The 22,528-nt window shown below is 63.5% G+C and carries 21 protein-coding genes, 1 tRNA gene and 4 pseudogenes; 10 read left to right on the top strand and 16 right to left on the bottom strand.

Annotated features, from left to right (window positions below; all coding sequences use genetic code 11):
• Positions 1–134 precede the first annotated feature (134 nt).
• From AC0J5K_RS23025 to AC0J5K_RS23015, 3 genes and pseudogenes are all read left to right on the top strand, one after another.
• Entirely contained in the window at positions 135–482 is a 348-nt protein-coding gene (locus AC0J5K_RS23025; protein WP_085851860.1) for a hypothetical protein, read from the top strand.
• Positions 483–626: 144 nt separating this feature from the next.
• Positions 627–700 (top strand) — tRNA-Cys (locus tag AC0J5K_RS23020).
• A gap of 108 nt (positions 701–808) precedes the next feature.
• Positions 809–1,645: pseudogene (locus AC0J5K_RS23015) on the top strand (IS3 family transposase); the annotation flags it as partial.
• Here AC0J5K_RS23015 and larB read toward each other — a convergent pair.
• Genes larB through AC0J5K_RS22995 form a run of 4 tightly spaced genes read right to left on the bottom strand, consistent with a single transcriptional unit; the run spans position 1,642 to position 5,028 of the window.
• Positions 1,642–2,337 (bottom strand): nickel pincer cofactor biosynthesis protein LarB, encoded by a 696-nt coding sequence (larB, locus tag AC0J5K_RS23010; RefSeq protein WP_074840529.1) that lies wholly within the window; start codon positions 2,335–2,337, stop codon positions 1,642–1,644. The pseudogene AC0J5K_RS23015 and the gene larB overlap by 4 nt on opposite strands.
• Positions 2,334–3,113, bottom strand: coding sequence for an ATP-dependent sacrificial sulfur transferase LarE (larE, locus tag AC0J5K_RS23005; protein ID WP_074840531.1), 780 nt, complete (start codon positions 3,111–3,113; stop codon positions 2,334–2,336). The genes larB and larE overlap by 4 nt, the downstream gene beginning before the upstream one ends.
• A complete protein-coding gene (larC, locus tag AC0J5K_RS23000) occupies positions 3,110–4,327 on the bottom strand; it encodes a nickel pincer cofactor biosynthesis protein LarC (RefSeq protein ID WP_074840533.1) in 1,218 nt (405 codons plus the stop codon). The genes larE and larC overlap by 4 nt, the downstream gene beginning before the upstream one ends.
• Positions 4,324–5,028 carry a GntR family transcriptional regulator gene (locus AC0J5K_RS22995; RefSeq protein WP_074840535.1) on the bottom strand — a complete coding sequence of 235 codons (705 nt, stop codon included), beginning with the start codon at positions 5,026–5,028 and terminating at the stop codon, positions 4,324–4,326. Before AC0J5K_RS22995 ends, larC begins: the two co-directional genes overlap by 4 nt.
• Positions 5,029–5,181: 153 nt before the next feature.
• Here AC0J5K_RS22995 and AC0J5K_RS22990 point away from each other — a divergent pair, with 153 nt between their 5' ends.
• From AC0J5K_RS22990 to AC0J5K_RS22975, 4 genes are all read left to right on the top strand, one after another.
• A complete protein-coding gene (locus AC0J5K_RS22990; RefSeq protein ID WP_074840537.1) occupies positions 5,182–6,180 on the top strand; it encodes a TRAP transporter substrate-binding protein in 999 nt (332 codons plus the stop codon).
• A 73-nt stretch (positions 6,181–6,253) separates the two neighbouring features.
• Entirely contained in the window at positions 6,254–6,742 is a 489-nt protein-coding gene (locus AC0J5K_RS22985) for a TRAP transporter small permease (protein WP_274563313.1), read from the top strand.
• 4 nt (positions 6,743–6,746) lie between these two features.
• On the top strand, positions 6,747–8,030 hold the full coding sequence (locus AC0J5K_RS22980) for a TRAP transporter large permease (RefSeq protein ID WP_274563312.1): 1,284 nt from the start codon (positions 6,747–6,749) through the stop codon (positions 8,028–8,030).
• 4 nt (positions 8,031–8,034) lie between these two features.
• The gene (locus tag AC0J5K_RS22975; RefSeq protein ID WP_274563310.1) at positions 8,035–9,324 is read left to right on the top strand and encodes a nickel pincer cofactor-dependent isomerase, group 22; all 1,290 of its coding nucleotides are present in this window, start codon (positions 8,035–8,037) and stop codon (positions 9,322–9,324) included.
• 78 nt (positions 9,325–9,402) lie between these two features.
• Here the strand turns inward: AC0J5K_RS22975 and AC0J5K_RS22970 are convergent, their stop codons facing one another.
• The 7 genes and pseudogenes from AC0J5K_RS22970 to AC0J5K_RS22940 all read right to left on the bottom strand — a co-directional run bounded on the left by AC0J5K_RS22970 (position 9,403) and on the right by AC0J5K_RS22940 (position 14,945).
• Positions 9,403–10,032, bottom strand: coding sequence for a 2-dehydro-3-deoxy-6-phosphogalactonate aldolase (locus AC0J5K_RS22970; RefSeq protein WP_074840543.1), 630 nt, complete (start codon positions 10,030–10,032; stop codon positions 9,403–9,405).
• Positions 10,029–10,949, bottom strand: a complete 921-nt coding sequence (locus AC0J5K_RS22965; RefSeq protein ID WP_274563307.1) for a 2-dehydro-3-deoxygalactonokinase — start codon at positions 10,947–10,949, stop codon at positions 10,029–10,031. The genes AC0J5K_RS22970 and AC0J5K_RS22965 overlap by 4 nt, the downstream gene beginning before the upstream one ends.
• The gene (locus AC0J5K_RS22960) at positions 10,930–11,601 is read right to left on the bottom strand and encodes an RraA family protein (RefSeq protein ID WP_074840547.1); all 672 of its coding nucleotides are present in this window, start codon (positions 11,599–11,601) and stop codon (positions 10,930–10,932) included. The genes AC0J5K_RS22965 and AC0J5K_RS22960 overlap by 20 nt, the downstream gene beginning before the upstream one ends.
• Before the next feature lie 17 nt (positions 11,602–11,618).
• Complete coding sequence (locus AC0J5K_RS22955; RefSeq protein ID WP_074840550.1) at positions 11,619–12,620, bottom strand: C-terminal binding protein; 1,002 nt, start codon at positions 12,618–12,620, stop codon at positions 11,619–11,621.
• A gap of 293 nt (positions 12,621–12,913) precedes the next feature.
• Complete coding sequence (locus tag AC0J5K_RS22950; RefSeq protein ID WP_323766408.1) at positions 12,914–13,003, bottom strand: transposase domain-containing protein; 90 nt, start codon at positions 13,001–13,003, stop codon at positions 12,914–12,916.
• 126 nt (positions 13,004–13,129) lie between these two features.
• A pseudogene (gene tnpC, locus AC0J5K_RS22945) lies at positions 13,130–14,523 on the bottom strand (IS66 family transposase); the annotation flags it as partial.
• Complete coding sequence (locus AC0J5K_RS22940; protein WP_407657416.1) at positions 14,523–14,945, bottom strand: transposase; 423 nt, start codon at positions 14,943–14,945, stop codon at positions 14,523–14,525. The gene AC0J5K_RS22940 and the pseudogene tnpC, both read right to left, overlap by 1 nt.
• A gap of 355 nt (positions 14,946–15,300) precedes the next feature.
• On the opposite strand from AC0J5K_RS22940, the pseudogene AC0J5K_RS22935 reads away from it, so the two are divergent.
• From AC0J5K_RS22935 to AC0J5K_RS22925, 3 genes and pseudogenes are all read left to right on the top strand, one after another.
• Positions 15,301–16,158 (top strand): annotated as a pseudogene (locus AC0J5K_RS22935) (IS30 family transposase); the annotation flags it as partial.
• Between the two features lie 62 nt (positions 16,159–16,220).
• Positions 16,221–16,972, top strand: a protein-coding gene (locus AC0J5K_RS22930) for an IS5 family transposase (RefSeq protein ID WP_139211566.1) whose coding sequence is annotated in 2 segments (ribosomal slippage) — positions 16,221–16,545 and positions 16,545–16,972 — 753 coding nt in all. Because the reading frame shifts where the segments join, the coding sequence is not laid out codon by codon here.
• Positions 16,973–16,986: 14 nt separating this feature from the next.
• Positions 16,987–17,124: pseudogene (locus AC0J5K_RS22925) on the top strand (IS30 family transposase); the annotation flags it as partial.
• A 141-nt stretch (positions 17,125–17,265) separates the two neighbouring features.
• Here AC0J5K_RS22925 and AC0J5K_RS22920 read toward each other — a convergent pair.
• The 5 genes from AC0J5K_RS22920 to AC0J5K_RS22900 all read right to left on the bottom strand — a co-directional run bounded on the left by AC0J5K_RS22920 (position 17,266) and on the right by AC0J5K_RS22900 (position 22,528).
• Positions 17,266–18,570: a TRAP transporter large permease gene (locus AC0J5K_RS22920; RefSeq protein ID WP_074839480.1), complete on the bottom strand. Its 1,305-nt coding sequence runs from the start codon at positions 18,568–18,570 to the stop codon at positions 17,266–17,268.
• Positions 18,570–19,106 (bottom strand): TRAP transporter small permease, encoded by a 537-nt coding sequence (locus AC0J5K_RS22915; RefSeq protein ID WP_048534763.1) that lies wholly within the window; start codon positions 19,104–19,106, stop codon positions 18,570–18,572. Before AC0J5K_RS22915 ends, AC0J5K_RS22920 begins: the two co-directional genes overlap by 1 nt.
• Before the next feature lie 3 nt (positions 19,107–19,109).
• Positions 19,110–20,093, bottom strand: a complete 984-nt coding sequence (locus AC0J5K_RS22910) for a TRAP transporter substrate-binding protein (RefSeq protein ID WP_274563458.1) — start codon at positions 20,091–20,093, stop codon at positions 19,110–19,112.
• A 76-nt stretch (positions 20,094–20,169) separates the two neighbouring features.
• Entirely contained in the window at positions 20,170–21,345 is a 1,176-nt protein-coding gene (locus AC0J5K_RS22905; protein ID WP_274563456.1) for a 4-hydroxybenzoate 3-monooxygenase, read from the bottom strand.
• 1 nt (position 21,346) lies between these two features.
• Positions 21,347–22,528, bottom strand: a complete 1,182-nt coding sequence (locus tag AC0J5K_RS22900) for an OsmC family protein (RefSeq protein WP_274563454.1) — start codon at positions 22,526–22,528, stop codon at positions 21,347–21,349.

Genomic DNA, 22,528 nt, shown 5'->3' with positions numbered 1-22,528 from the left:
GGTGAGGGATTTTGCGGGGGGCAGGTCAAAGGCAAACGAGCCTCGCTGATTTCGCCAAAGAGCCTTCGCATCATCCGCGAGTGACCGCACAATGGCATCATCGCAGCCGGACCTGCTCAAGTTAATCCGCTAGCGTGAGCAGCTTCCGCAGGGTCGATACAGCCAGGACAATTGCCCTGATCGACAGTGGCGAGGAACACGACACTATCCGCGGCGGTCAGGGGGACATCATCATCGGCGGTCTGGGGCGCGACGTCCTGTTCGGCGAAGAGGGCATCGACCGCTTCGTCTTTCTGAGCTTTGCAGACAGCCCGGTCGGCGGCGGCGCGCTGGATTTTCTGGGCGCCGCCAGTTTCTCGACCGCCTCCGGCCTGGCCTTTCGCGTGGTCACGCGGGCGGCGGATCGACCGTGGTCCAAGTCGACGCCGATGGCGATGGCGTCCGAGACATGGCAATCCTTGTGCAATTCGTGCCGCCCATGACCGCCAACGATTTCCTGTTCTGACCCCGTCGCGCAGGTGCAGGGTCATGCGTCCCCGGCCTGATCGCCGTCCCTGGCCTCATTTCGCGCGTTTAGGCTTGCAGCGCATTTGGAGATCCGGTATCCGGCAGATCACCACCACGGCGGCGAGTTGGCGGAGTGGTGACGCAGCGGATTGCAAATCCGTGTACACCGGTTCGATTCCGGTACTCGCCTCCAAACAATATCAAGAACTTACATGTTTTTCGACACGCGGACCACCGCGCGCGTGAACATTTGTCTAAAAATTCTGTTTTTTGTTCTGTTCGCATTGCACCTGGCGGCGTAGTCCGGGCCATGTGCCGGGTTCTGCGGGTCCATTTCTCCGGCTTCTATGCATGGCTTAAGGAACCGTTAAGCCACCGTGCGCAGGAGGATGTGCGTCAGACCGAGTTGATCCGGCAGGCTTGGGCAGAGAGCGGCAAGGTCTATGGCTATCGCAAGCTGACAGATGATCTGCGCGACCTGGGCGAGCAAATTTCCGAGAACCGGGTGGCGCGTCTGGCGTCTCTGGCCGGGATCGCCGCCCAGGTTGGCTACAAGCGCCGACCGGGCCGCTATGGCGGCAAACCGGCCATCGTGGCTGAGAACAAGCTGGAGCAGCAATTCAGCGCCTCTCAGCCTGACCAGGTCTGGGTAACAGACATCACCTACATCAAGACCCAGGAGGGCTGGCTGTATCTGTGCGTCGTCATCGACCTCTTCTCGCGCCGCGTGGTCGGCTGGTCCGCCCAGTCCCGCATGACAACGGACCTGGCCTTGCAGGCCCTGCTGATGGCGGTCTGGCGACGCAAACCCGACGGAAAGGTCACGTTGCATTCAGATCAAGGCTCTCAATTTACCAGCCGGGAATGGCAGACGTTCCTTAACCAGCATAACCTGGAACCCAGCATGAGCCGACGCGGGAACTGCCATGACAATGCCGTCGCGGAAAGCTTCTTTCAGTTGCTGAAACGCGAGCGGGTCAAGCGACGCACATACCAGACCCGGGAAGCCGCCCGACAGGACGTGTTCGAATACATCGAACTCTTCTACAACCCGAAGCGTAAGCACACAAACAACGGCATGCTGTCGCCCGTTGACTTCGAAATCAGGCAGAAGAAAATGAAACAGGCAGGTGTCTAGGAAAATAGGGGCACCTCAGCCTGCCTGACCCGATCGGCCATACGCAGGAACCGCATTGCGGCGCAGGCGGCACCATAGCCATTGTCGATGTTGACCACCGTCAGCCCGGGTCCACAGCTTGCCAGCATGGCGGACAGGGCGGTCTCGCCGCCGCGCGCCGCGCCGTAGCCGGTCGATGTCGGCACGCCGATGACGAAGGACGGCACGAGGCCCGCCAAAACGGTCGGCAGCGCCGCATCCATGCCGGCGACGGCGATGACGACCGGCATGGAAGCAATCTCGTCGACCCGCTCCAGCAGTCGCCAGATGCCGGCAACGCCGACATCCTCGATCTTTTGGGTGGACTGGCCAAAATAGGCCAGCGTCGCCTGCGCCTCGGCCACGACATTGGCGTCGGAAGAACCGGCAGAAACGATGGCGACACGGGGCGGCCCGGCGCCGGGTGCCGTCGCGCCCAGAACCGCCGTCCGGCTTTGCGCGTCATAGATCATTGCGCCGCACAGGTCAGGCGGCAGCGCGGCGAATTTCTCCGCGCTCAGACGTGTGAACAACCGCCGCCCGACCGTGTCGCGGCTGCGGCTGGCGATCTCCGCGATCTGCGGCACGGTCTTCTGCTCGCAGAGGATGGCCTCGTCAAAGCCGATCCGCCCGGCACGGGCGTCATCCAGAACGATCCCGCCGGCACCGCTCATTGCACGAACGCACTGCCACGCCGATATGAGGACAGCCCTAGCAGCGTGCCTTCGTGGCCAAGCGCAGCCGTGGCCGCGGCAAGGATCGCTTCGGTTTCGGAGGGTTGCATCCGGTCCAGAACGTCGGCGGAGACCTGCAACTTGTAGCCACCGGCAAGCCTGCGGCACCTGACGTCCGCGCCGGGCAGCATCGGCCTGAGGCGGCTCTCGACCCGGTCGATAGCCTGCAACTCGCCGGGCTCGATCCGCAGGCCGGTGAGGACGCGGCTCGACAGGCAGGGGGCGGCGGGCAGGTCGGCAATGTCGCCCAGCCCGAGATCGCGAGCGATGCGGCGGAGGCCGGGTTTGTCGATGCCGGCGTCGACATAGGGATGCTGGACGTTGTGATCCTTCGCGGCGATCAGGCCGGGGCGGACATCGTCAAGATCGTCGAGGTTGGTGCCGGACAGGATCGGCGACTTCGTCTTCGCGGCAATGCTGCCGTAGAGGTTCGTCTTGCAGTAGAAGCAGCGGTTCACCGGGTTGGCGCGGTAGTGCATGTCCGAGAATTCCCCCGCGTCGATCACGTTGAGGTGCCAGCCGCGATCCTGTGCGAAGGTGCGGACCCGGGCGGTCGCGGCCTCGGGCACGGCTGGCGATACCGCGTGGAAGATTACGCTGTCGGGGATGAGGTCGGCGGCCACGCAGGCCAGCGTCAGGCTGTCGATTCCGCCGCTGACGGCGATTGCGGCGGGTCCGATTTGGCGGAGGCGGTGTTGCAGGGCGTGCAGGCTCATGTGGTGGCCTCCTCGTCCTGCGCGGCAATCGCGGCTGCGGCCGTGCGATGCCCGGCGGCGTTGCGCTCGGCGTGGCTGGGATGATGCGTCATCAGATCGTCCATCTCGACCTTGGCCGTGGTGGCGCCGGGCCGCTCGGCCAGTTTGACCCGCAACCCGTCCTGTTGCGCCGCGCGGCGGGGCAGGGTGCTGCGGTCGACGTGGTGATGGCGGACACCCAGCGTCGTGGTCTGGTCATAGCAAACGCGGATCACCTCCTCCTGCCGCTCGGGGCGGGCGAGGATGCGGATAGCTTGGGCCTGACGGCCTTTCTTGCCGCAGACCGCCGCGTTGATCACGTCGAGCACGCCCTCGGTCGCGCGCAGCGCCTCTAGCCCGACAGCGAGGTCTTCGGGCGTCTGATCGTCGATCTCGAATTCCAGGACCGAGACTCTGTCGGCGAGAGTGGGGCGCAGGCTTTCGAATTCCTTGAGGCGCAGGATATTCGGAAGGTCGGGCCATGTCTTGGCTCCGAACCCGGTGCCGGATGCGGACAACCGCATCGGCTGGCGCGGGCCGCCGAATTCGGGCGCGAGGTGTTTGAGGATTGCCGCGCCGGTGGGGGTGACGCGCTCGCCGGGGATACCATCGTCGATCAGCGGCAGGCCGGTGAGCAATAGTAGCGTGGCGGGCGCCGGGACGGGCAGGGGGCCGTGTTGGGTGTTCACCCGGCCGGACCCCATAGGGATGGCCCCGACCGACCAGTGATCGGCGCCGAGTTTTTCCAGCAGATGCGCCGCGAGGGTGATGTCGGCGATGGAATCGAGCGCACCGACCTCGTGAAAGGCGACGTCCTCGATGCTGGTGCCGTGGACCTGCGCCTCGGCCTCGGCCAGCAGGCGAAAGATGTCGACGGCCCGGTGGATGACGCCGGGCGCGAGGTCGGAGCCTTCGATGAGCTGCTTGATGGCGCGGAAGGTGGAATGGACGTGATGGTAATGTTCGTGGCCGTGATGGTGATCTGCGTCCCCGGTCTCTTCGATCAGCATCCGCGATCCGGTCAGGATGCCGTTGTCGTGTGGCCTGTGCTCCAGCCGCAGCTTGGCCCCGATCCCCAGCGTCTCCAGCACGCCGGGCAACTCGGCGGCCCAATGGGGATGAACATCCAGAACGGCGGCGAGGAACATGTCGCCTGAAATGCCGCCCACGGGGTCGAGATGGATGCGGCGGCTCATCGTGTGCGCTTTCTGCGGATGATGCGGTCCTCGGGGCTGGCGGTGGCGATGTCCTCGATGCCATCGGCATAGGTGCGTTCGCCGCGTGTCACGTGCTTTTTTAGAATCGTCGTCGCGCCCGCCAGATCGCCCTGCTCAAGCAGGGCGATCATCTCGATATGCTCGTTCATCGACTTGTCGGTATGGGTCGGATGCTGCGACAGGTGGGTCCGCAGCGCCGCTGTCCGGCCGGCGATCGCCTGATAGCCTTCCTTCAGGTAGACGTTGTCACAGCGCGAGACGATGGCGTCATGGAATTCGCCGTCAAGTTCCAGGTATTCGCGCGTCTTGCCCTGCTCTCGCGCCGCTGTCATCGTCGCGCAGATCGACTTCAGCGCGGTCAGAAGGTCCTTGCAGTGCCCCTCCATGGCAAGCTCCAGCGCGGTGGATTCCAGCGCGAAGCGGTAAAAGCCGAGCTGCGCCACGTCATCCACGCTCAGGGTGAAGACAAAGGTGCCCTTTCGCGGGATGATAGAGACGAGGCCCTCGTGCTTGAGATTGGCCAGAGCTTCGCGAATCGGTGTCTTGCTGATGCCCAAAAGCTCGGACAGCGAGTTCTCGGAGATCGCCTCACCCAGCCCGTAGCGGCCGGTGATGATGGCCTCGCGAATGGCCGTGGCCGCGATATCGCACAAGGAATCCGGCGCTTTGATGCGTTTCATTTTTTCTACAGGCATCGGTCTTCCTCTGTTGAACCACGCTTCTGAAGGTACCGTAATGAAGAAAATATTGCACTAACTTTTTCTATCTGATACATCAGATATCAATGGAGCCGATACCCGGCCTCTGGTCGAACCCAACGGGAGGAGAAGTTCATGTCCAACACTTACGCATTCGCGGTTGCCGCGCTGATGACGGCAGGAATTGCCGGTGCCGCCGCGGCGGAAACCGTCATCAAGGTCGGTCACGGCGCCAACGAGCAATACCACATGCACCGCGCCCTGCTGAAATTCGAGGAGCTGGTCGAAGAGCGCTCCGGCGGCGATTTCGATGTGCAGATCTTTCCCTCGTCGCAGATGGGCCCGGACCGCGAGATGATCGAAGGCGTGCAGACCGGCGTGCTGGAGATGGCGGTGTCGCCGTCGTCGTTCTTTGCCGGCTGGGATCCGGCCTTTGCGGTGATCGAACTGCCCTACATGTACCCCAGCAAGGAGGTCGCGCTGGACGTGTTGAACGGTGACGCCGGCGACGAGATGCTGGCACGTCTGGAGAACCAGGGCCTCGTCGGGCTTGGCTGGATGGAAAACGGTCTGCGCCACATCACCAACAACGTGCGCCCGATCAAGACGCCCGAAGACCTTCAGGGCATCAAGCTGCGTACCATGAAGGTGCCCGCCCATGTCGATACCTTCAAGGCGCTCGGTGCCAACCCGACGCCGATGAACTTTGGCGAGGTCTATTCAGCGCTACAACAGGGCGTGATCGACGGCCAGGAAAACCCGGTGGCGCTGATCGACAGCCAGCGGTTCTACGAGGTGCAGAAACATGTCTCGCTGACCGGCCATGTGTTCACCGTCTACATCCCGGTGGTGGGGGAATGGTTCTGGTCGGGCCTCACCGAGGACCAGCAGAGCCTGCTGCGCGAGGCGATGACCGACGCGGCGGCCTATCAGCAGGAGCTGGTCAACGCCGAGGAGGCCGGGCAGTTGCAGAAGATCCGCGACGCCGGGGTCAATGTGGTCGAGCTCGACGCCGCCGCGCGTCAGGTCTTTTCCGATCAGACCCAGGAGGTGCGCGCCACCTATCGCGAAGAGGTCGGTGCCGAGGTCTTTGACGGCTGGACCGCCGCGGTTGCCGCCGCCGGCACCAACTGACACCACGTCCTGACCCTACCACGGGTGCCCTGCGGGGCACCCGTCCGCGGCTTTTCTTTGGGAGGAGAGACCAATGACCGCTTTGCGCTGGCTCGACCGAAATTTCGAGCGCTATATCGTGGGCCTTCTGCTGGCCGCAATCGTCCTGCTGATCAGCGCAAATGTCTTCATGCGCTACATCCTGAACGCCTCGCTGTCCTGGGGCGAAGAGCTGACGCTCTGGCTGTTTGTCTGGTTCGTCTGGGTCGCGGTCAGCTATGCCTTTCAACAGGGCTCGCATGTGCGCATCACTTTTCTGCGCGATGCCATCGGTCCGGGCGGGCGCCGCGCCTTTGAAATCGTCGTCGACCTGGCCGTCATCGGCTTTCTGGCGGTGCTGGCGGTGCAATGCATCCAGTTGATCCTGAAACCCTTCGTGCTCAGCCAGACCTCGGTGGTTCTGGGGCTGCCGATCCCGGTGCTCTACGCCTCAGCCCCGGTCGGCGCGGCGCTGTCGATCCTGCGCGTGACACAACACCTAATTAGAACGCTGCGCGGCACCGCGCCCGAGCAAGAGGTCTGATCCGATGATTGCCACCGTGCTTTTCCTTGTCCTGATCCTCACGCTGTTTCTCAGCGTGCCGATCGGCATCTGCCTCGGTCTTGCGACCATGGCCGTCATGATCCTTGTCGACGGCACGCCGCCGCTGGTGCTGTTGGCGCGCTCGGTCGTTACCGGGGCCGACAGTTTTCCGCTGATCGCCGTGCCGCTGTTCATCCTCGCCGGCGACCTGATGCAGCACGGCGGCATGTCGCGTCGGCTGGTGGGTTTTGCCAATGCGCTGATCGGCCATATCCGCGCCGGGCTGTCCTACGTCAACGTGCTGGCCTGCGTGTTCTTCGCTGCCATCTCCGGCTCGTCCCCCGCCACCGTCGCAGCCATCGGATCGAACCTGATCCCGGAAATGGAGAAGGTGGGCTATACCCGCCGCTTCAGCGCCTCGCTGACCGCATCGTCGGGCATGATCGGCGTGATGATCCCGCCCAGCATCCCCTTCATCATCTATGGCGTCACCGCCGAGGTTTCGATCGGCAAGCTGTTTCTGGCCGGGATCGTGCCGGGGGTGATGTTCGCGGTGATGTTCATGATCGTCGCGAGGTTCCTTTTGCGCAACGAGACCAAGGTGATCGAGAACACCCGTGATTTCGACGCGTCGCTTATCACCACCAGTTTCCGCAAATCGGTCTGGGCGCTGCTGGTGCCGGTGATCATCCTCGGCGGCATCTACAGCGGCATCTTCACACCCACCGAGGCCGGCGCCGTCGCGGTGGTCTATGCGGCGGTTGTCGGCAAGTTCGTCTATGGCGATCTGGAATGGTCCGATTTCCCCACCATCCTGGCCGAGAGCGCGAGAACCAGCGGCATGATCCTGGTGCTGGTGATCATGGCGACAGCCTTTGGCCGCGTGATCACGCTGGCGCAGATCCCTGCCGATCTGGCCGGCTGGTTGACGGGGCTTTCCGACAATCCCATCATCATCTTGCTATTGATCAACGTCCTTCTGCTGATCATCGGGATGTTCATGGAGACGATCTCTTCGATCATCATCATGACGCCGATCCTGGTGCCGGTGGCCACGGCGCTGGGGGTCGATCCGATTGCATTCGGCGTGATCATGACCATCAACCTCGCCATTGGCTTCTGCACGCCACCTCTGGGGGTCAACCTCTTCGTCGCCAGCGGCATCTCGGGCGTGTCGATCGAAAAGCTCAGCCGCGCCATCCTGCCGTTCTTTGCCGGTATGATCGTCCTGTTGATGCTGATTACCTATGTGCCCGCGCTGTCTCTGGCACTTCCGGCTCTGTGGTGATGTGATGGACCTTGGACCGATCAACGTGAACATCGAAGGCGGGATGGACTATCCCTTTCCGCCGCTCATTCCGGTGGATCAGCATTTCGAGCGCAAGCGGCTGGAGGATATCGACGCCGCCGTGACCGGGCAGTTGCGTCAGATCCCCGATGCCGATGTGGCGGGCAAGTCCATCGCCATCACCGTCGGCAGCCGCGGCATCATGGGGCTGGTCGAGATCACCCGCGCGCTGGTGGCCGGGCTGCGCGCCAAGGGGGCGGAGCCTTTCATCGTGCCGTCAATGGGCAGCCATGGGGGCGCCACCGCCGAGGGACAGGTGGCCGTGCTCAAGGGCTATGGCATCACCGAGGAAAGCACCGGAGCCGAGATCCGCTCGTCGATGGAGGTGGTCCAGATCGACGCGCTCGACGACGGCACGCCGCTTTATATCGACCGCATCGCATCCGAGGCCGATGGCATCGTCATCGCCAACAAGGTCAAGCCGCACGCTGATTTCAAGGCTGGCTACGAGTCCGGTCTCGTCAAAATGCTCTGCATCGGGCTGGGCAAGCACAAGGGCGCGGTGGCCCTGCACAACCACGGTTTCGCGCGCTTTCACGACATTCTGCCCAAGGCCGGCGCAAAGCTGCTGGCGCGGCTGCCCGTGATCTTCGGCCTCGCCATCCTGGAAAATGCCTTCGACGACCTGATGGAGATCGAGATTATCCCGCGCGACCGGATACTCGAACGGGAAAAGGAACTGCTGGAAATCGCCAAGGCCTCGATCGGGCGGCTCAATTTCACCGATATCGACGTACTAATCGTCGACGAGATCGGCAAGAATATCTCCGGCGAGGGGATGGACCCGAATGTCACCGGGCGGCCTGGCTCCGGCCTGCCCGGGTTCGACGCGCCGAACATCCAGAAGATCGTCGCGCTGGACGTCACACCGCAATCGCATGGCAACGGCGTGGGGATCGGCTCGGCCGATCTGTCGACCCGGCAATGCGTGGAAAAGATCGACCTCGGCGCAGTCTATACAAATGCCATCACGGCAACGATCCTCAACCCGGCGAAGCTTCCGATGGTGCTGAACTCGGATCATGACGCCATCGTGGTGGCCTTGAAAACCTGCAACCTGACCACGCCCGAAACCGCTCGCATCGTGCGTATCAAAAACACGCTGGAAATCCATCGCATCTGGGTCTCGCCCGCGCTTCTACCGCATGTGAAGGCGAGCGACAGGCTTTCGGTTGCAGGGCCGGAAAGGCCGCTGGTCTTCGATGCCACTGGCCGTTTGCAAGCGCCGGAATGAAAGCCGCCGGCCTCGCGGGGCCGGCAGCTTTCATCGGACGAGGTGTGGGGGGGACGGGCTCACCGTTGTCATCCGGGATCATCCGGCCAGGTTTTTCCAGGCTTTTGTAAATCCCCCGGCACGACGCGCCAGCTCGGCACAGTCGTACTCCGGCTTAAACAGCGCCGAGCCCAGACCGAAGCTGTCGGCGCCTGCGGCGTGATAATCCGTCATGGTCTCTGGCGTGATCCCGCCCACCGCCGCCACCAGCGCATCGGCGGGCAGCACCGCGCGCATCGCCTTGACGGCCTTGGGCGGGATCAGCTCGGCGGGGAAGAACTTCAGCACCGCCGCTCCGAGATCAAGCGCTGCGAAGGCCTCGCTCGGGGTCATCACGCCGGGGCACCATTTGGCGCCGAGCTCGGCGGCGCGGGTGCCCACGGCGGGGTTCATGTTGGGCGAGACGATGATCTCACCGCCGGCATTCACCACGTCAGTGACAGCGCCGGGCGTCAGGACCGTTCCGGCGCCGACGACGATGCCGCTGCCGTGCTTCGCGGCGATCCGCTCAATCGACACAAACGGCTGGGGCGAGTTCAGTGGAACCTCGATGATGCGGAACCCGGCCTCGACCAGCACATCTGCGGTCTCGACCGCACGGTCGGGGTCCAGCCCGCGCAGGATGGCGATCAGAGGGTTGTCGTTCAGGGCGTCCTGCCAGTTGCTCATGCGATCACTCCTGCTGCCTTGGCGATGGTGAAATGGCCGCGCGCGACGATGTCAGGCTCGGCGCGGCGGGTCGTCAGCCCGGCGATCCCGAGTGCGGTCTCATAGCGATCCGCGAGATCGTCGCGACCGATGATCGTGACGGGGCCTCGATTTGCCTTGCCGGCGCTTCCGCCGGCAATCTCTGCGCCGATCAACATGCCGGAAAGGTAGTCGGCACTCGCCCCCGCCGGAATCTTGTCGAACAGCGGCATGGAGCGCACATGGAACAGCCGATGCAGAAGCTCGCTGCCCGCCGAAAGGCCCGATGCGACGCCAAGGCGGAAGCCTTCGTCATGGAACGGTGCATCCTGCATCAGCGCCTTGAGAATGGTGTGGTCCCGCAGCGCGGCAAAGACGTCGCCGGTCATGTAAGTTGCGAACCGGGTGATCCGACCCTCCGAAACCTCGACCCACTTGCTGTGCGTGCCGGGCATGACAAAACATCCGTCGCTGGTGTCCATAGCCACGGCGCCGACGATCTGGGTCTCCTCGCCGCGCATCACGTCCGGCGCGCCGTCCGTTTCGCTGGCAAGGCCGGTGATGAAATGCACGGTGCGGCCATCGGTTGTCTGATGCGTCGCTATCGCCCGCGCCAGTTCTTTCCCGCCAGCGGGCAGGCCCACATAGGGCGTCTCGACCCAGCCGTTACGGCTGGTGATCATGCCGGAGGCGAGCACCGGCAGGTCCGAATGCCCGGCCCAGGGCGCCAGCAGCCGCGTAAACGCCGCCTCGAACAGCCCGCCTTCGACGTGCATGATGCCCTCCGGCGCCTCCAGCCTGTCCAGCACCCCGCCGTCCGCGCCGATCAGGCTGGCGCGGAACGACGAGGTGCCCCAGTCGAGGCCGATCAGGGCGGGCTCAGATGCGGCCGAATTCATTCAACAGATCCTCGACCGTCTTGCCATTGGCCACCCATTTGCGGGTCTCCTCTTCACGGTCGGCCTGTTCCTGCGCCAGCTTGACCACCTCTTCGGCCTTCTCCAGCGGTACGACGGTCACGCCCATCAGGTCAGCGACGATGAAATCGCCGGGGTTGACCACCACGCCGCCGCATTGGATCGGCACGTTGATCGACAGTTCTTCCTTGCGGCCGGAAAACATCGTGTGCGTGCCGCGCGGGGTGATGGCGCGCGTCCAGATCGGCCAGTTGATATCCTCAAGCTCGTCGGTATCGCGGCCCGCACCGTCGACGATCATGCCGCGGATGCCGCGGTTCTGTGCGAGGCCACCCATCAGGCCACCGCAGACCGAAGTGTTCTTGTCACCGCCGGCATCGACGACGATCACGTCACCGGGCTGGCCCATCTCCAGCGCCTTGAGCGGATCGACCAGATCGCCCTTGGACAATTGGACGGTGATCGCCTGGCCCGTCACCTTGGCGCGGAAGGGCGGTTTGATGCCGCTGTCCATGACACCAAGGCGATATTGAACGTCGGCAAAGACGGCAGTGGCAGAATAGCAGGCCAGCACCTTGTCGAATTTTTCCAGGACGTCGGGGCGGCGGTCGAAGTCGTTGTATTCTTTCAGCATCTTGTATCCTTTCGGGTTCAGCTCTGGACGGCCAGGGCGTCAGCGTTGACGGGAAAATCGGGGGTTTGCCCGGTGAGCACCTTGGCCACCTGCGTCGCGGCGCCTTCGCGAGCGGCACGGATGGACTCTTCCGAGTAATAGGCGGCGTGGGGCGTGATCAGCACGTTGGGCAAGGTGAAGATCGGGTTGTCGGCAGGGTCCCAGGTGGCCCGCTTGGCCGGCTCCTCTTCTGGGTCGTCGAGTCCGGCGGCGGCCAGGTGGCCCTCGGTCAAGGCGCGATAGAGCGCCTTGTTGTCGACTGTGGGACCGCGCCCGGTGTTGACGAGGATCGCACCGGGTTTCATGACGGCAAACTCGGCGTCCGACAGGAAATGATGGGTCTCCTTTGTCATCGGCGCCTGCATCAGGATGTAGTCGGACCGCGCCAGAAGCGCGTCTTTTGTGACCAGCTCGACCCCCAGTTCCCGTGCCACATCGGCAGGCAGGAACGGGTCATAAGCGATGATCTCGGTGCCAAAGGCGCGGGCACGGCGGGCGATGGCCTGTCCGATCTTTCCAAAGGACACGATGCCCATGGTGCGCCCGCGCAGACGACGAACCGGCGCGCCACTCTGCCACCGCCAGACACCGGCATGGGTGGCTCGGTCATAGGCCGGCAGGCTGCGCGCCAGCGCCATCCACAAGGCGATGGCGTGGTCAGCCACCTCCTCGGTGCAATAATCGCGCACGTTGGTCACAAGGATGCCGCGATCGGTCGCGGCGTCGACATCGACGATATCGACGCCCACCCCGTAGCGCGCAATCACCTTGCAGCGCTCCATCCGCGCAATCGTCTCGGCACCCACGCGGGCGTATTGGTTCATGATTGCCGCGCAGTCGCGCGCTTCCTCGAACAGATCGGCTTCCTGCTTGGCCTGAAGGGCCACGACATTTGCGCCGGCCGCTTCGAGAATGCCGCGTTCAATATCGACATCCCCGAAATCATAGTCGGTGATCACAACCTTCGGCTTCGAATTCATATCGGTCTCCTCCAAGCGAGTCTCTACACATCTGATATCTGATACATCAGATGTGTGTCAACTGTGTTTCTCAGCTGGGCGAGGCTGTAGGCGTTCTTTCAGCGAAGCGGGTTTTCAGGAGTTTTTGCACGGGACGTCACCGCGACGTGAAAGGAACAAACACCTGCGGTGCGCAGTCCGGCAATCTAAGCCCAAGTCAGTCTCCGAATTCCGGGGGACAGCAAAGTCAGCGACTACTTCAAAGCAGAGAGCCCGGAAGTTTTCTGTAAGCGCTGTCGCCACCCCACGCCTGTTCAGCTTGACGGGGTGAAGTTCCAAGGTAGCAGCTCGTCGATCCTGCTGGCCGGGTGACCGGCGGCGATGGCTTCAAGGGTCGCCTTCAAATAGGCAAAGGGCTCGACGCCGTTGATCTTCGCGGTGGCGATCAGGGAGGCGATGCGGGCCCAGGTGCGGCCGCCCTCGTCGTGGCCGGCGAAGAGTGCGTTCTTTCTTGTCAGGGCGATCGGGCGGATCAGGTTTTCGACGGCGTTGGAGTCCATCTCGACGCGGCCGTCGTGGAGGAAGGTCTGCAGGCCGCCCCACTGGCGGTGGATGTAGGTCAGCTTCTCGCCGAGGCGCGACTTGGCCGAGATACGCAGACGCTGTGCCTGCAGCCAATCACCGAACTCGGCCACGAGGGGCGCGCTGCGGGCCTGACGGGCCGACAGACGTTGGCCCGGGCCCAAGCCCCGGATCTCGGCCTCGATGCGGTAGAGCTCAGCGATCCGGCGCAGGCCCCCGGCGGCGATTTCCGAGCCGTCGCGGTCGAAGACCTCCTTCAGCTTGCGCCGCGGCTGGGCTGGTAGGTGAAGACGACACCGGGCGGATCTTCTCCGCCCCATCCGCGATCATCGCGGGCCAGGGCCCAGAGGTAGCCGGTCTTGGTTCGGCCGCGTCCGGGGTCGAGGACCGGAGCCGTGGTCTCATCCATAAACAGCTTTCCGGAGGACTTGATGTGTTCCGCCAGCCGGTCGACCACGGGGCCGAGGTGGAAGGCGGCGGTGCCTGCCCAGTCCGCCAGGGTGCTGCGGTCGACCTGGATGCCGGAGCGCGCCAGGATCTGGCCTTGGCGGTAGAACGGCAGGTGGTCCGCGAACTTCGAGACCAACACATGAGCGATGGCGCCCTCGGTCGGCAGGCCGCCCTCGATCAGCCGGGGCGCGGCGGGCGCCTGGGTGACCCCGTCTGAGCAAATGCGGCAGGCATACTTCGGCCGGATGTCGACCAGCACCCGGAGCTGCGCAGGCACGATGTCGAGACGCTCGGTCCGATCCTCGCCGATCTGGTGCATGCGGCCGCAGCCGCAAGGGCACTCAAGGCTCGCCGGTTCGATGACACGCTCGATGCGCGGCAGGTCCGCGGGCAGATGGCCGAGATTGCGCTGCCGTTTCTGTCGCGGGGTCTGGGTGGAGGGGGCGGCCTGCTCCCTGCGGGTCTCGACCTCGGCGACGGCGATTTCCAGGTCTTCGAAGGCAAGCTGCCGGTCGTCATCACTCAGCTTCTCGGACCGTTTGCCATGCACGACATGGTTCAACTCGGCCACGAGATGCTCGAGCCGCCGGTTGGCTTCCTTCAGGGCACCGTTTTCCTGCAGCACCGCCAGAACGGCGGCGCGCTGGCTCTCGGGGATCGCGGGCCAAGTGAAGGTGTTTTCTTCCAGCCGTTTGTAGGCCATCACGAGTCCGCTGCCGTCCCAGAACAGGATCTTCAACCGGTCGGCGCGCTTCGACCGGAACACGAAGACCGTGCCCGTGAACGGATCCTCGGCAAGCGTCGACTGGACCAGCGCCGCGAGACCGTCATGCCCCTTCCGGAAGTCGACCGGCTTCGTCGCCACCAGGATCCGCACGCCCTGCGAGGGCATCAGCATGGATGCACCTCCAGCGCGTGGGCAATCTCGGCAATCCGGGCCGCAGGTGCATCATGGGCGAGTTCGATCACGACAGCGCCTCGAATGATCCTGATCGGGGCAGCCTGCGATGCGACCTCCGGGCCCGCTTCCCCCTCGGCGACCTCGCAGAAAACGAGAGGCGCAAAAACAGGGTCCTCGACTTCTGCCGCAGGCAGCACGAGCTTGCCCTGTTTGGCTTCACGTCGCCATGCCGAGAGTTGATTGGGCAGAATGCCAAACCGCTCCGCCACGGCATTCACCGTCGCACCAGCCTCCAAGGTCATCGCGACGGCCAAGGCCTTGGCCTCATCCGGCCACCGGCGATGTCCCGACGCGTAAATCTCGACGCCCAGCGATCTGAGAAACGAATTTGTAGCGCACATTGCAAAACGCACTCCCCATCATGAGATGAAGATCACCTCGCAGCCGAAGCCATTAGCTGCAACGTGGGGTCGATACGGCGCTTACAGTTTTCTGTTGGTCCAACCGAATTTTCGGTTCCGGCGGGTCGTGCTATGTTTGGGCCGCGTAATCCTAGTTAGGGTCTTGGTGCTGAAGGTCGTCTGAGTTGCTGTTGTACAGCCCGATCCAAGAACGCATTCGGCAAAACAACTAGGTTTACCGGCCAGGTGGAGTTGAGACATATTTTACATAACCCATATTCCGCGCGAGCGAATCATGTTACGGGGCACATTCTAAACTGGGTTGCGACAAATCCCCTATCCTGCTGAAAAGCAAGGAGAACGGACAGTGGCCCATACAGAGCTGAATTTACGCGAACGACGTGCGATCGAGGATATGCTGTACACGAAAGTGCCGGTCAGCAGGATTGCGGCGGAAATCGGCAGGCACCGCTCGACGATCTATCGCGAGAGCAAGCGCAACTCCTTCAGCGACGAGGAACTACCGTATCTGGACGGCTACTACGGGATCAATGCTCAGCGTTATGCCGCCGCCCGGCGCACCCGTCGTCGCAAGCTGATCCGGCTGCCCGAGCTGCGCGAAGCGGTGATCGACCGCCTCAAGGAAGGTTGGTCTCCCGAGCAGATCGCCGGCCGCCTCGGGTTCGAAGGCCAACCCATCCGCATCAGCCACGAGACGATATACGCCCATGTCTACAGCCGCGAAGGTCAGTCCGCCGCGCTGGCGCGGTATCTGCCCAGCCGCCGCAAGAAACGCAAACCGCGCTATGCCAGACGCCCGCGCGGCCTTGTTTTCCCGCCGGATCGGTCGATCCATGGACGGCCGGAGTATGTGAAGACCCGTGAGACATTTGGTGAATGGGAAGGCGATCTGATGATCTTCGAGAAGGCCCAGGGCAAGATGAACGTGGCTTCGCTGGTGGAACGCAAGACCCGTTTCGCCATGCTGTTCCGCAACAACGACCGCAGCTCGACGCAGTTCATGAACCGTCTGATGGACGTGATGGTCTCCCTGCCCCAACCGGCCCGCCGCTCGATCACCTTTGACCGCGGTCTCGAATTTCGCGAATGGCGCAAGTTGCAGCCCGGGATCGGCACCGTGGCGTGGTTCTGTGACCCGCAGGCGCCGTGGCAAAAGGGCTCGGTCGAGAACCTGAACAAGCGCGCGCGCCGTTACCTGCCTAGGGTCAGGATGCATTGATTTCCGCTGCAACGCGTGATTCACGGTTCCGAAAACGGAGCGGTGAAATGTCTGATCTTTTCTGGCTGACCGATGCGCAGATGGCGCGTCTTAAACCCTTCTTTCCGAAGTCGCATGGTAAGCCTCGGGTCGATGACAAGCGGGTTCAGAGCGGGATTATCTTCATCAACCGCAATGGGTTAAGGTGGCGCGATGCCCCTGCAGCCTATGGCCCGCACAAGACTCTCTACAGCCGCTGGAAGCGCTGGAGCGAGAAAGGCGTCTTCGCGCGGATGATGGCGGGTCTGGCCGCCGGGCACGGCGAAGAACAGACCGTGATGATTGACGCCACCTATCTCAAAGCCCACCGCACAGCGACCAGCATGGCCGCGAAAAAGGGGGGCGCGGCCGCCTGATCGGTCGAACCAAGGGTGGTATGAACACCAAACTGCACGCCATCTGCGACAGCCAGGGGCGCCCTCTCGACCTGTTTGTTACCGCCGGCCAGGTGAGCGACTACATCGGCGCGCGGGCGTTGCTTTGCGGCCTGCCAAACGTCAAATGGCTGCACGGGGATCGCGGCTATGACGCTGACTGGTTCCGAGAAGCGTTGCAAGACAAAGGGATACGCGCCTGCATCCCCGGTCGGAAGCAGCGAAAAACCCCGGTCAAATATGACAAGCGCCGGTACAAGCGGCGAAACCGGATCGAGATTATGTTCGGCAGGCTCAAGGACTGGAGGCGCGTCGCAACACGCTATGACCGCTGTCCCAAGGTATTCCTCTCGGCCATCGCTCTCGCAGCTATCGTCATCTATTGATTATGAATCCTGACCCTAGGGACACCCAGCTCGCGGCGCTCTCAAATCGCAAGATGAAGGCGATTTGCGACCGCCTGAACGGCACGCCCAGAAAGTGCCTCGGATGGCGAACCCCGACCGAGGCATTCCGGGAAGAGATGAAGAAGCTGAGATTGCGGAAACTGTCGCAACGAGCCTTGAGACAACAAGCGCAAGGCGCTCTACAACCCGCTCGCCAGTGCCTGAACAGCCGAAAGCTCTCGAACGCCAAGGCCGCCGGGCGGCGCCCCGCCCGACGCGCAGCATGCCGCCCGTCAGCCAAACATCCGGTTCGGCAGGTAGAGCGCGATGTCGGGGATCAGCAGGATCAGCAGCACCGCCAGGAACATCGCCAGCCAGAACGGCCAGATGCCCCGAAAGATGGTGTTGAGCGAGACCGTCGGCGCGATGCCCTTGACGACAAAGACGTTCACCCCCACCGGCGGCGAGATCAGTGCCATTTCCAGCACGATCACCATCAGCACGCCAAACCAGATCAGATCGACGCCCAGCGATTCCAGCAAGGGCTGCACCAGCGGCACCGCCAGCACCAGGATCGCGAACCCCTCCATGAAGGTGCCCAGCACGATAAAGCCCAGCAGGATCGCAATCACCACCTGCGCCGCGCCAAAGCCCTGCGCCTCGACCCATTGGGTCATCGCATAGGTGACGCCGGTAAAGCCCACGAAGGTCTTGAAGACGAAGGCGCCGAACAGGATGAAGAACACCATGCCGGTAGATTTCAGCGTGCTGGTGGTCACCTCTCTCAGGCTCGCCCAGGTGATCGAGCCGCGCAGGAAACAGACGACCAGCGCCAGGAAGGCGCCGATGCCCGCCGCCTCGACGGCAGAAAATACCCCAGTGTAGATGCCGCCGATGGTCAGCACGATAATGCCGATGATCCAGAGCGCCCGGCCCAGCGCCGCCAGCCGCTGCGACAGGCTCTCGGCCCCCCGCGAGGTCGGGGCCTTGTTCGGGTTCAGCGTCACCACGGCATAGATCGCGAGGATGAACAGCGTGGTCAGCAAAAGCCCCGGCAGTACCCCGGCCATGAACAGCCGGCCGATCGATTCCTCGGTCAGGATGGCATAGATCACGAAGCCCGCGGACGGCGGGATCAGGATGCCCAGCGTGCCGCCGGCGGCAATCGATCCGGTGGCCAGCCCGTCGTGGTAACGATAGCGCTGCATCTCGGGCAGGCTCACCTTGCCCATGGTCAGCGCCGCCGCCAGCGACGAGCCCGACAGCGCCGAGAACCCGGCGCAGCCGACGATGGTGGCCGAGGCCAGCCCGCCCTTGAGATGGCCGATCCAGCTGTGCGCGGCGTCATAGAGATCGCGGCTCATGCCCGAGATCCCGGCCAGATTGCCCATCAGGATAAAGAGCGGCAGGATGGTCAGCGAATAATTCGACGCCTCGCCAAAGATCTCGCCGGCCACCACCGGCAGGCTGGCGGCGGGCCGGATCATCCAGATCCCCACCGCGCCGACCAGCAGCATCGCGGCGCCGACGGACATGCGCAGGAACAGCAGGATCAGCAGCGCGGCAAATCCCAGAATGGCAAGTGTGGTGGTGTCCATCAGAGGTCAACCTCGCTGGGGTCCGCGCCCGACCAATGTTTCAGGCCGAGGATCAATTGGTAGAGCAGAAAGCCCGTCATCAGGGCAAGCGCCGCCGAGAGCAGATAGTAAAAGGGCGTGTGCACGATATTGAGGTTCTGCGTCACCGCCCCGCAGGGCAGCCCGCAGCCGCCCTTGACCGCCAGCGCCCAGGCCGCAAAGCCGCAGATCAGCACGCTGAGCGCACGCACGATCAGATCGGTAACCCGTTTGACCCCGCGCCCGGCAAAGGCCGAGATGATGTCGACGCTGATATGCACCCGATGCACGGCGCCGTAGGCCACCCCGGCGGCCACGACGACAACCAGCGACATCGACGACAGATCGCCGATGCCAAAGATCGGGTCGCGCAGCGCATAGCGCCAGAACACCGAGATCACCGTGATCAACATCAGCGCGAACAGCCCGATCCCGCCCAAGATGGCAAAGAGGTTCGCGAGCCTGTGAAACCACCGGCCAGCCGGGCCGGTGGTCTCCTGGGTCTTGACGCCGCTCATGGCCTACTCGCCCTTGAACAGGCGTTCGAGGTCGGCCCCGGTCAGTCCCTGGCCAAGATCGCTCGCCAGCCAGTCGTCCATCGCAGGCTGGATTGCCGCGTCCCAGCGGGCGCGTTCCTCGTCGGAAAGCTCGATGATCTCGACGCCGTTCTCCCGCGCGATCTCGATGCCCCGGTCGGCCATGTCGCGATAGGCCTGACCGCCCTGCATCGACAGCCACTTGCCCGAGGCCTCGTCGACCCAGCCCTTTTCCTCCTCCGACAGCGCATTGTAGACGCCCTTGTTCATCAACAGGACAAAGGCGCTGCCCGCGCCGGGAATGTTGGTGGTCATGTAATTGGCCGGCTCATGCATCTTGAACGACATGGTGGCCGAGGGGTCGATGGCGACGCCATCCACCACGCCATTGGCCAGGTTCTGGTTGATCACCGACACCGGCTGCGACACCGACGAGGCCCCCAGCGCCTCGGTAAAGGGAATGTCCTGGGCCGAGGTCACGCGCACGATCAGCCCCTCCATGTCCTCGAGCCTGCGCACCGGTTTGTCCTTGGTGTATAGCACCTGCGGATCATTCGCCCAGAGCGCCAGAAGCTTGGCATCGAATTCCTGTTCGATCGGCTCGATGGCGCGCCACATCGCCTCGGTGCAGGCGACCGCACCGTCGCACATGCCCGGCGTGGTGATCGCCGTGGTCACCGGGAACAGCTGCGCGGTATAGCCCGGCAAGTGAAAGGCCACATCGGCGATGCCGTCCAGCAGGATGGAATATTGCTTCGGCGGCGAGGAATTCAGCGCCCCGCCGGGGAACTGCGAGACCGTCAGCTTGCCGCCCGACACCTCAGCCAACTTTTCGGCAAAGGGTGTGAACACCGCCTTGTTCATCGGGTGATTGGGGCCCATGAAATAGGACAGCGCCAGCTCCTTGGCGGCCACCATGGGCGCGGCCAGAATGCAGGCCGCGGTTGCGAGTGCCGTAAATTTGTTCATGTTTTCCTCCCTTGAACAAGTCTTCTTGTGCCCCCCCGGCGCGGTCTCCTCCCTGCGCCAGAGGGGATGGCGCCGCTCACGCCTCGAACGGCAGGCCGATGTATTCGTAAGCCAGCGCATGCTGCGCCGCCTCGGACATCAAAAGCAGGTCATAGTCGTTTTCGCGGATCTTCTGCGCAAAGGCATCTTCCCCCGGAAACACGTGCAACAGTTTGGTCAGCCGCCACGAGATATTCTCGGCCGACCAGACCCGGCGCAGCGCGGTGTCGGAATAGCGCTCGATCAGCGCGCCCTGCCCGTCCTTGAAGAACGCCACCAGCGCCCGTTGCAGGTAATGGACATCGGAAAACGCCAGGTTCAGCCCCTTGGCCCCGGTCGGCGGCACGATATGCGCCGCATCCCCGGCCAGGAACAGGCTGCCATGCCGCATCGGCTCGGAGACGAAACTGCGCAGCGGCGCCATGGATTTCTCGATTGTCGGCCCGGTCCGGATCCTGGCCGCGACATCCGCCGGAAACCGGTGCAGCAGGGTGTCCCAGAACCGCTCGTCGCTCCAATCCTCGGGGGCGTCGGTGATCGGCGCCTGTACGTAGTACCGCGACAGCATCGGATTGCGCTGCGCCGCCATCGCCATGCCCTCGCTGTGATAGGCATAGATGAAATCGTCGAGCGGCGGTTGCTCCACCATGACGCCCATCCAGCCAAAGGGATATTCGCGCAGATATTCGCTCCGGGAACGCTCGGGGATCGCCTTGCGCGACGGCCCGTGAAACCCGTCGCAGCCGGCGATAAACCGGCACTCCACCCGATGGCGCACCCCGTCCTTTTCATAGGTCACATGCGGGCTGTCGCTCTCGATCTCATGCAGCGCCACATTCCTGGCCTCGCAGATCACCGCCCCACGGTCGCGGTCGCGCGCGGCATACAGGTCTTCGGTGATATAGGTCTGGCCATAGGCCATCATCTGCTTGCCGGTCCATTTCTTGACGTCGATGAAGAACGCGGGCCGGTTTTCCCAGAGGATCCGCGTGCCGTCCTTGGGCTTGCCGATCTGGTCCATCCGCTCGGAAAGACCGTAATCGCGCAGCATCTGCACGGTGTTGGCCTCCAGCACCCCGGCGCGGATCCGGCCCAGAACATAGTCTTTCGACTGCCGTTCCAGCACCACGTTGTCGATGCCGTTGGCATCAAGGATATGGCTGAGCATGAGCCCCGCCGGACCGCCGCCGATGATGCAGACCTGGGTCTTCATCTCACACCCTCCGCACGCGCAGCTTGGTTTTCAGATCGGTGCGGCAGAAGGCATGCAGGAAACAGGTCTTTTCCGAGATATCCAGCATCTCCTGCGCGGTCTCCTCGCTCTCGCCGGTCTGAAGATAGACATGCGTCTCGATCGGATCGGCCTCACCTGCCCTGCCCGTGCCGCCCGAAGCACCGCCCAGCGAAAAATGCGTGTCCTGCACGATGCGGTAATCCGGCAGATCCAGTTTCAGCATCGACACGAACCGCCCGAACTGCGTCATGAAGCAGAAGCCGATGCCGGCCGAGATCAGCGTATTGGCATCCGGCGCCCGGCCGTCCTCGGAACTGAGAAAGCGGAACGAGGTGCCGTAAGGCGAATACTGCATCTGCTGGATCTCCTTGATCCCGTCCTCGCGCAGCACCGCCACCGCCCCGATGTTCAGCCGCCGGTCCTGTTCGTCGGCCAGCGACGAGCCGCCCGAAGCGGTGCCCAGCACAACCGCTTTCTTCGGCGTTGCGCCCACCGGCTCCATCAGCGTCAGACCCGAGGCCTCCGGCACCGAAGTATCGAAATGCTGCCCCGGATCGGGAAACAGCGGCGCGTCCAGCTCCGCCGCCTTGGCCGTCGCCAGCTCCTTGCCGTTGCGGCCCAGCTTGAACAGGCTCTCCAACTGGCCGCGCATCAGCCCGTTGAGCGGCGAGGCATAGGTGGCATCCAGCAGGAACTGATGCAGCGCCGCATCGTCCAGATCGCAATCGATCTCGACCTGAAGCTCGATGTTCTCGGCCCCGCCCACCATGGTGCGTTTCGGCATCGAGCCTTTCATCGTGTAGTAATTGTCCTGAATGAGCTTGAGTTTGCGGATCTCGACACCGCGCATCTCCGCCAGCGCCGTGATCTCGTTCATGAAACTCGCCACCATGCCGGTTGAAAGAAAGGCCAGCGGGCACGGCGCGGCATCATGGCCGTTCAGATAGGGGCCTTCGTCGGAGACCAGCCGCCACGTGTCGCCGGTCTTGGCCGACCGCACCAGCGCCTCTTTCTGAAATCCCGAGAGCGACCGCACCCAGGTGCGCAGCGCGTCGCCCTTGCGGTTCTCCGGCGCGTCAATCGACACCTCGTCGGCATTGACCAGCTTGAAAAACGGCACAAGCCCGCTGTCGGCGATCAGGTTCTTGCCAATCCTTGCCAT

It is taken from the genome of Marinovum sp. E3 (assembly GCF_055755275.1).
Note: the sequence above shows the minus strand (reverse complement) of the source record. Positions and strands in the feature narration are given on the sequence as shown.

What these genes read in the sequence shown, in the direction of transcription:
- larB (WP_074840529.1), bottom strand. Translation starts at nt 2,337, where the DNA reads ATGAGCGGTGCCGGCGGGATCGTTCTGGATGACGCCCGTGCCGGGCGG.
- larE (WP_074840531.1), bottom strand. Translation starts at nt 3,113, where the DNA reads ATGAGCCTGCACGCCCTGCAACACCGCCTCCGCCAAATCGGACCCGCC.
- larC (WP_074840533.1), bottom strand. Translation starts at nt 4,327, where the DNA reads ATGAGCCGCCGCATCCATCTCGACCCCGTGGGCGGCATTTCAGGCGAC.
- AC0J5K_RS22995 (WP_074840535.1), bottom strand. Translation starts at nt 5,028, where the DNA reads ATGAAACGCATCAAAGCGCCGGATTCCTTGTGCGATATCGCGGCCACG.
- AC0J5K_RS22990 (WP_074840537.1), top strand. Translation starts at nt 5,182, where the DNA reads ATGTCCAACACTTACGCATTCGCGGTTGCCGCGCTGATGACGGCAGGA.
- AC0J5K_RS22985 (WP_274563313.1), top strand. Translation starts at nt 6,254, where the DNA reads ATGACCGCTTTGCGCTGGCTCGACCGAAATTTCGAGCGCTATATCGTG.
- AC0J5K_RS22980 (WP_274563312.1), top strand. Translation starts at nt 6,747, where the DNA reads ATGATTGCCACCGTGCTTTTCCTTGTCCTGATCCTCACGCTGTTTCTC.
- AC0J5K_RS22975 (WP_274563310.1), top strand. Translation starts at nt 8,035, where the DNA reads ATGGACCTTGGACCGATCAACGTGAACATCGAAGGCGGGATGGACTAT.
- AC0J5K_RS22970 (WP_074840543.1), bottom strand. Translation starts at nt 10,032, where the DNA reads ATGAGCAACTGGCAGGACGCCCTGAACGACAACCCTCTGATCGCCATC.
- AC0J5K_RS22965 (WP_274563307.1), bottom strand. Translation starts at nt 10,949, where the DNA reads ATGAATTCGGCCGCATCTGAGCCCGCCCTGATCGGCCTCGACTGGGGC.
- AC0J5K_RS22960 (WP_074840547.1), bottom strand. Translation starts at nt 11,601, where the DNA reads ATGCTGAAAGAATACAACGACTTCGACCGCCGCCCCGACGTCCTGGAA.
- AC0J5K_RS22955 (WP_074840550.1), bottom strand. Translation starts at nt 12,620, where the DNA reads ATGAATTCGAAGCCGAAGGTTGTGATCACCGACTATGATTTCGGGGAT.
- AC0J5K_RS22920 (WP_074839480.1), bottom strand. Translation starts at nt 18,570, where the DNA reads ATGGACACCACCACACTTGCCATTCTGGGATTTGCCGCGCTGCTGATC.
- AC0J5K_RS22915 (WP_048534763.1), bottom strand. Translation starts at nt 19,106, where the DNA reads ATGAGCGGCGTCAAGACCCAGGAGACCACCGGCCCGGCTGGCCGGTGG.
- AC0J5K_RS22910 (WP_274563458.1), bottom strand. Translation starts at nt 20,093, where the DNA reads ATGAACAAATTTACGGCACTCGCAACCGCGGCCTGCATTCTGGCCGCG.
- AC0J5K_RS22905 (WP_274563456.1), bottom strand. Translation starts at nt 21,345, where the DNA reads ATGAAGACCCAGGTCTGCATCATCGGCGGCGGTCCGGCGGGGCTCATG.
- AC0J5K_RS22900 (WP_274563454.1), bottom strand. Translation starts at nt 22,528, where the DNA reads ATGGCAAGGATTGGCAAGAACCTGATCGCCGACAGCGGGCTTGTGCCG.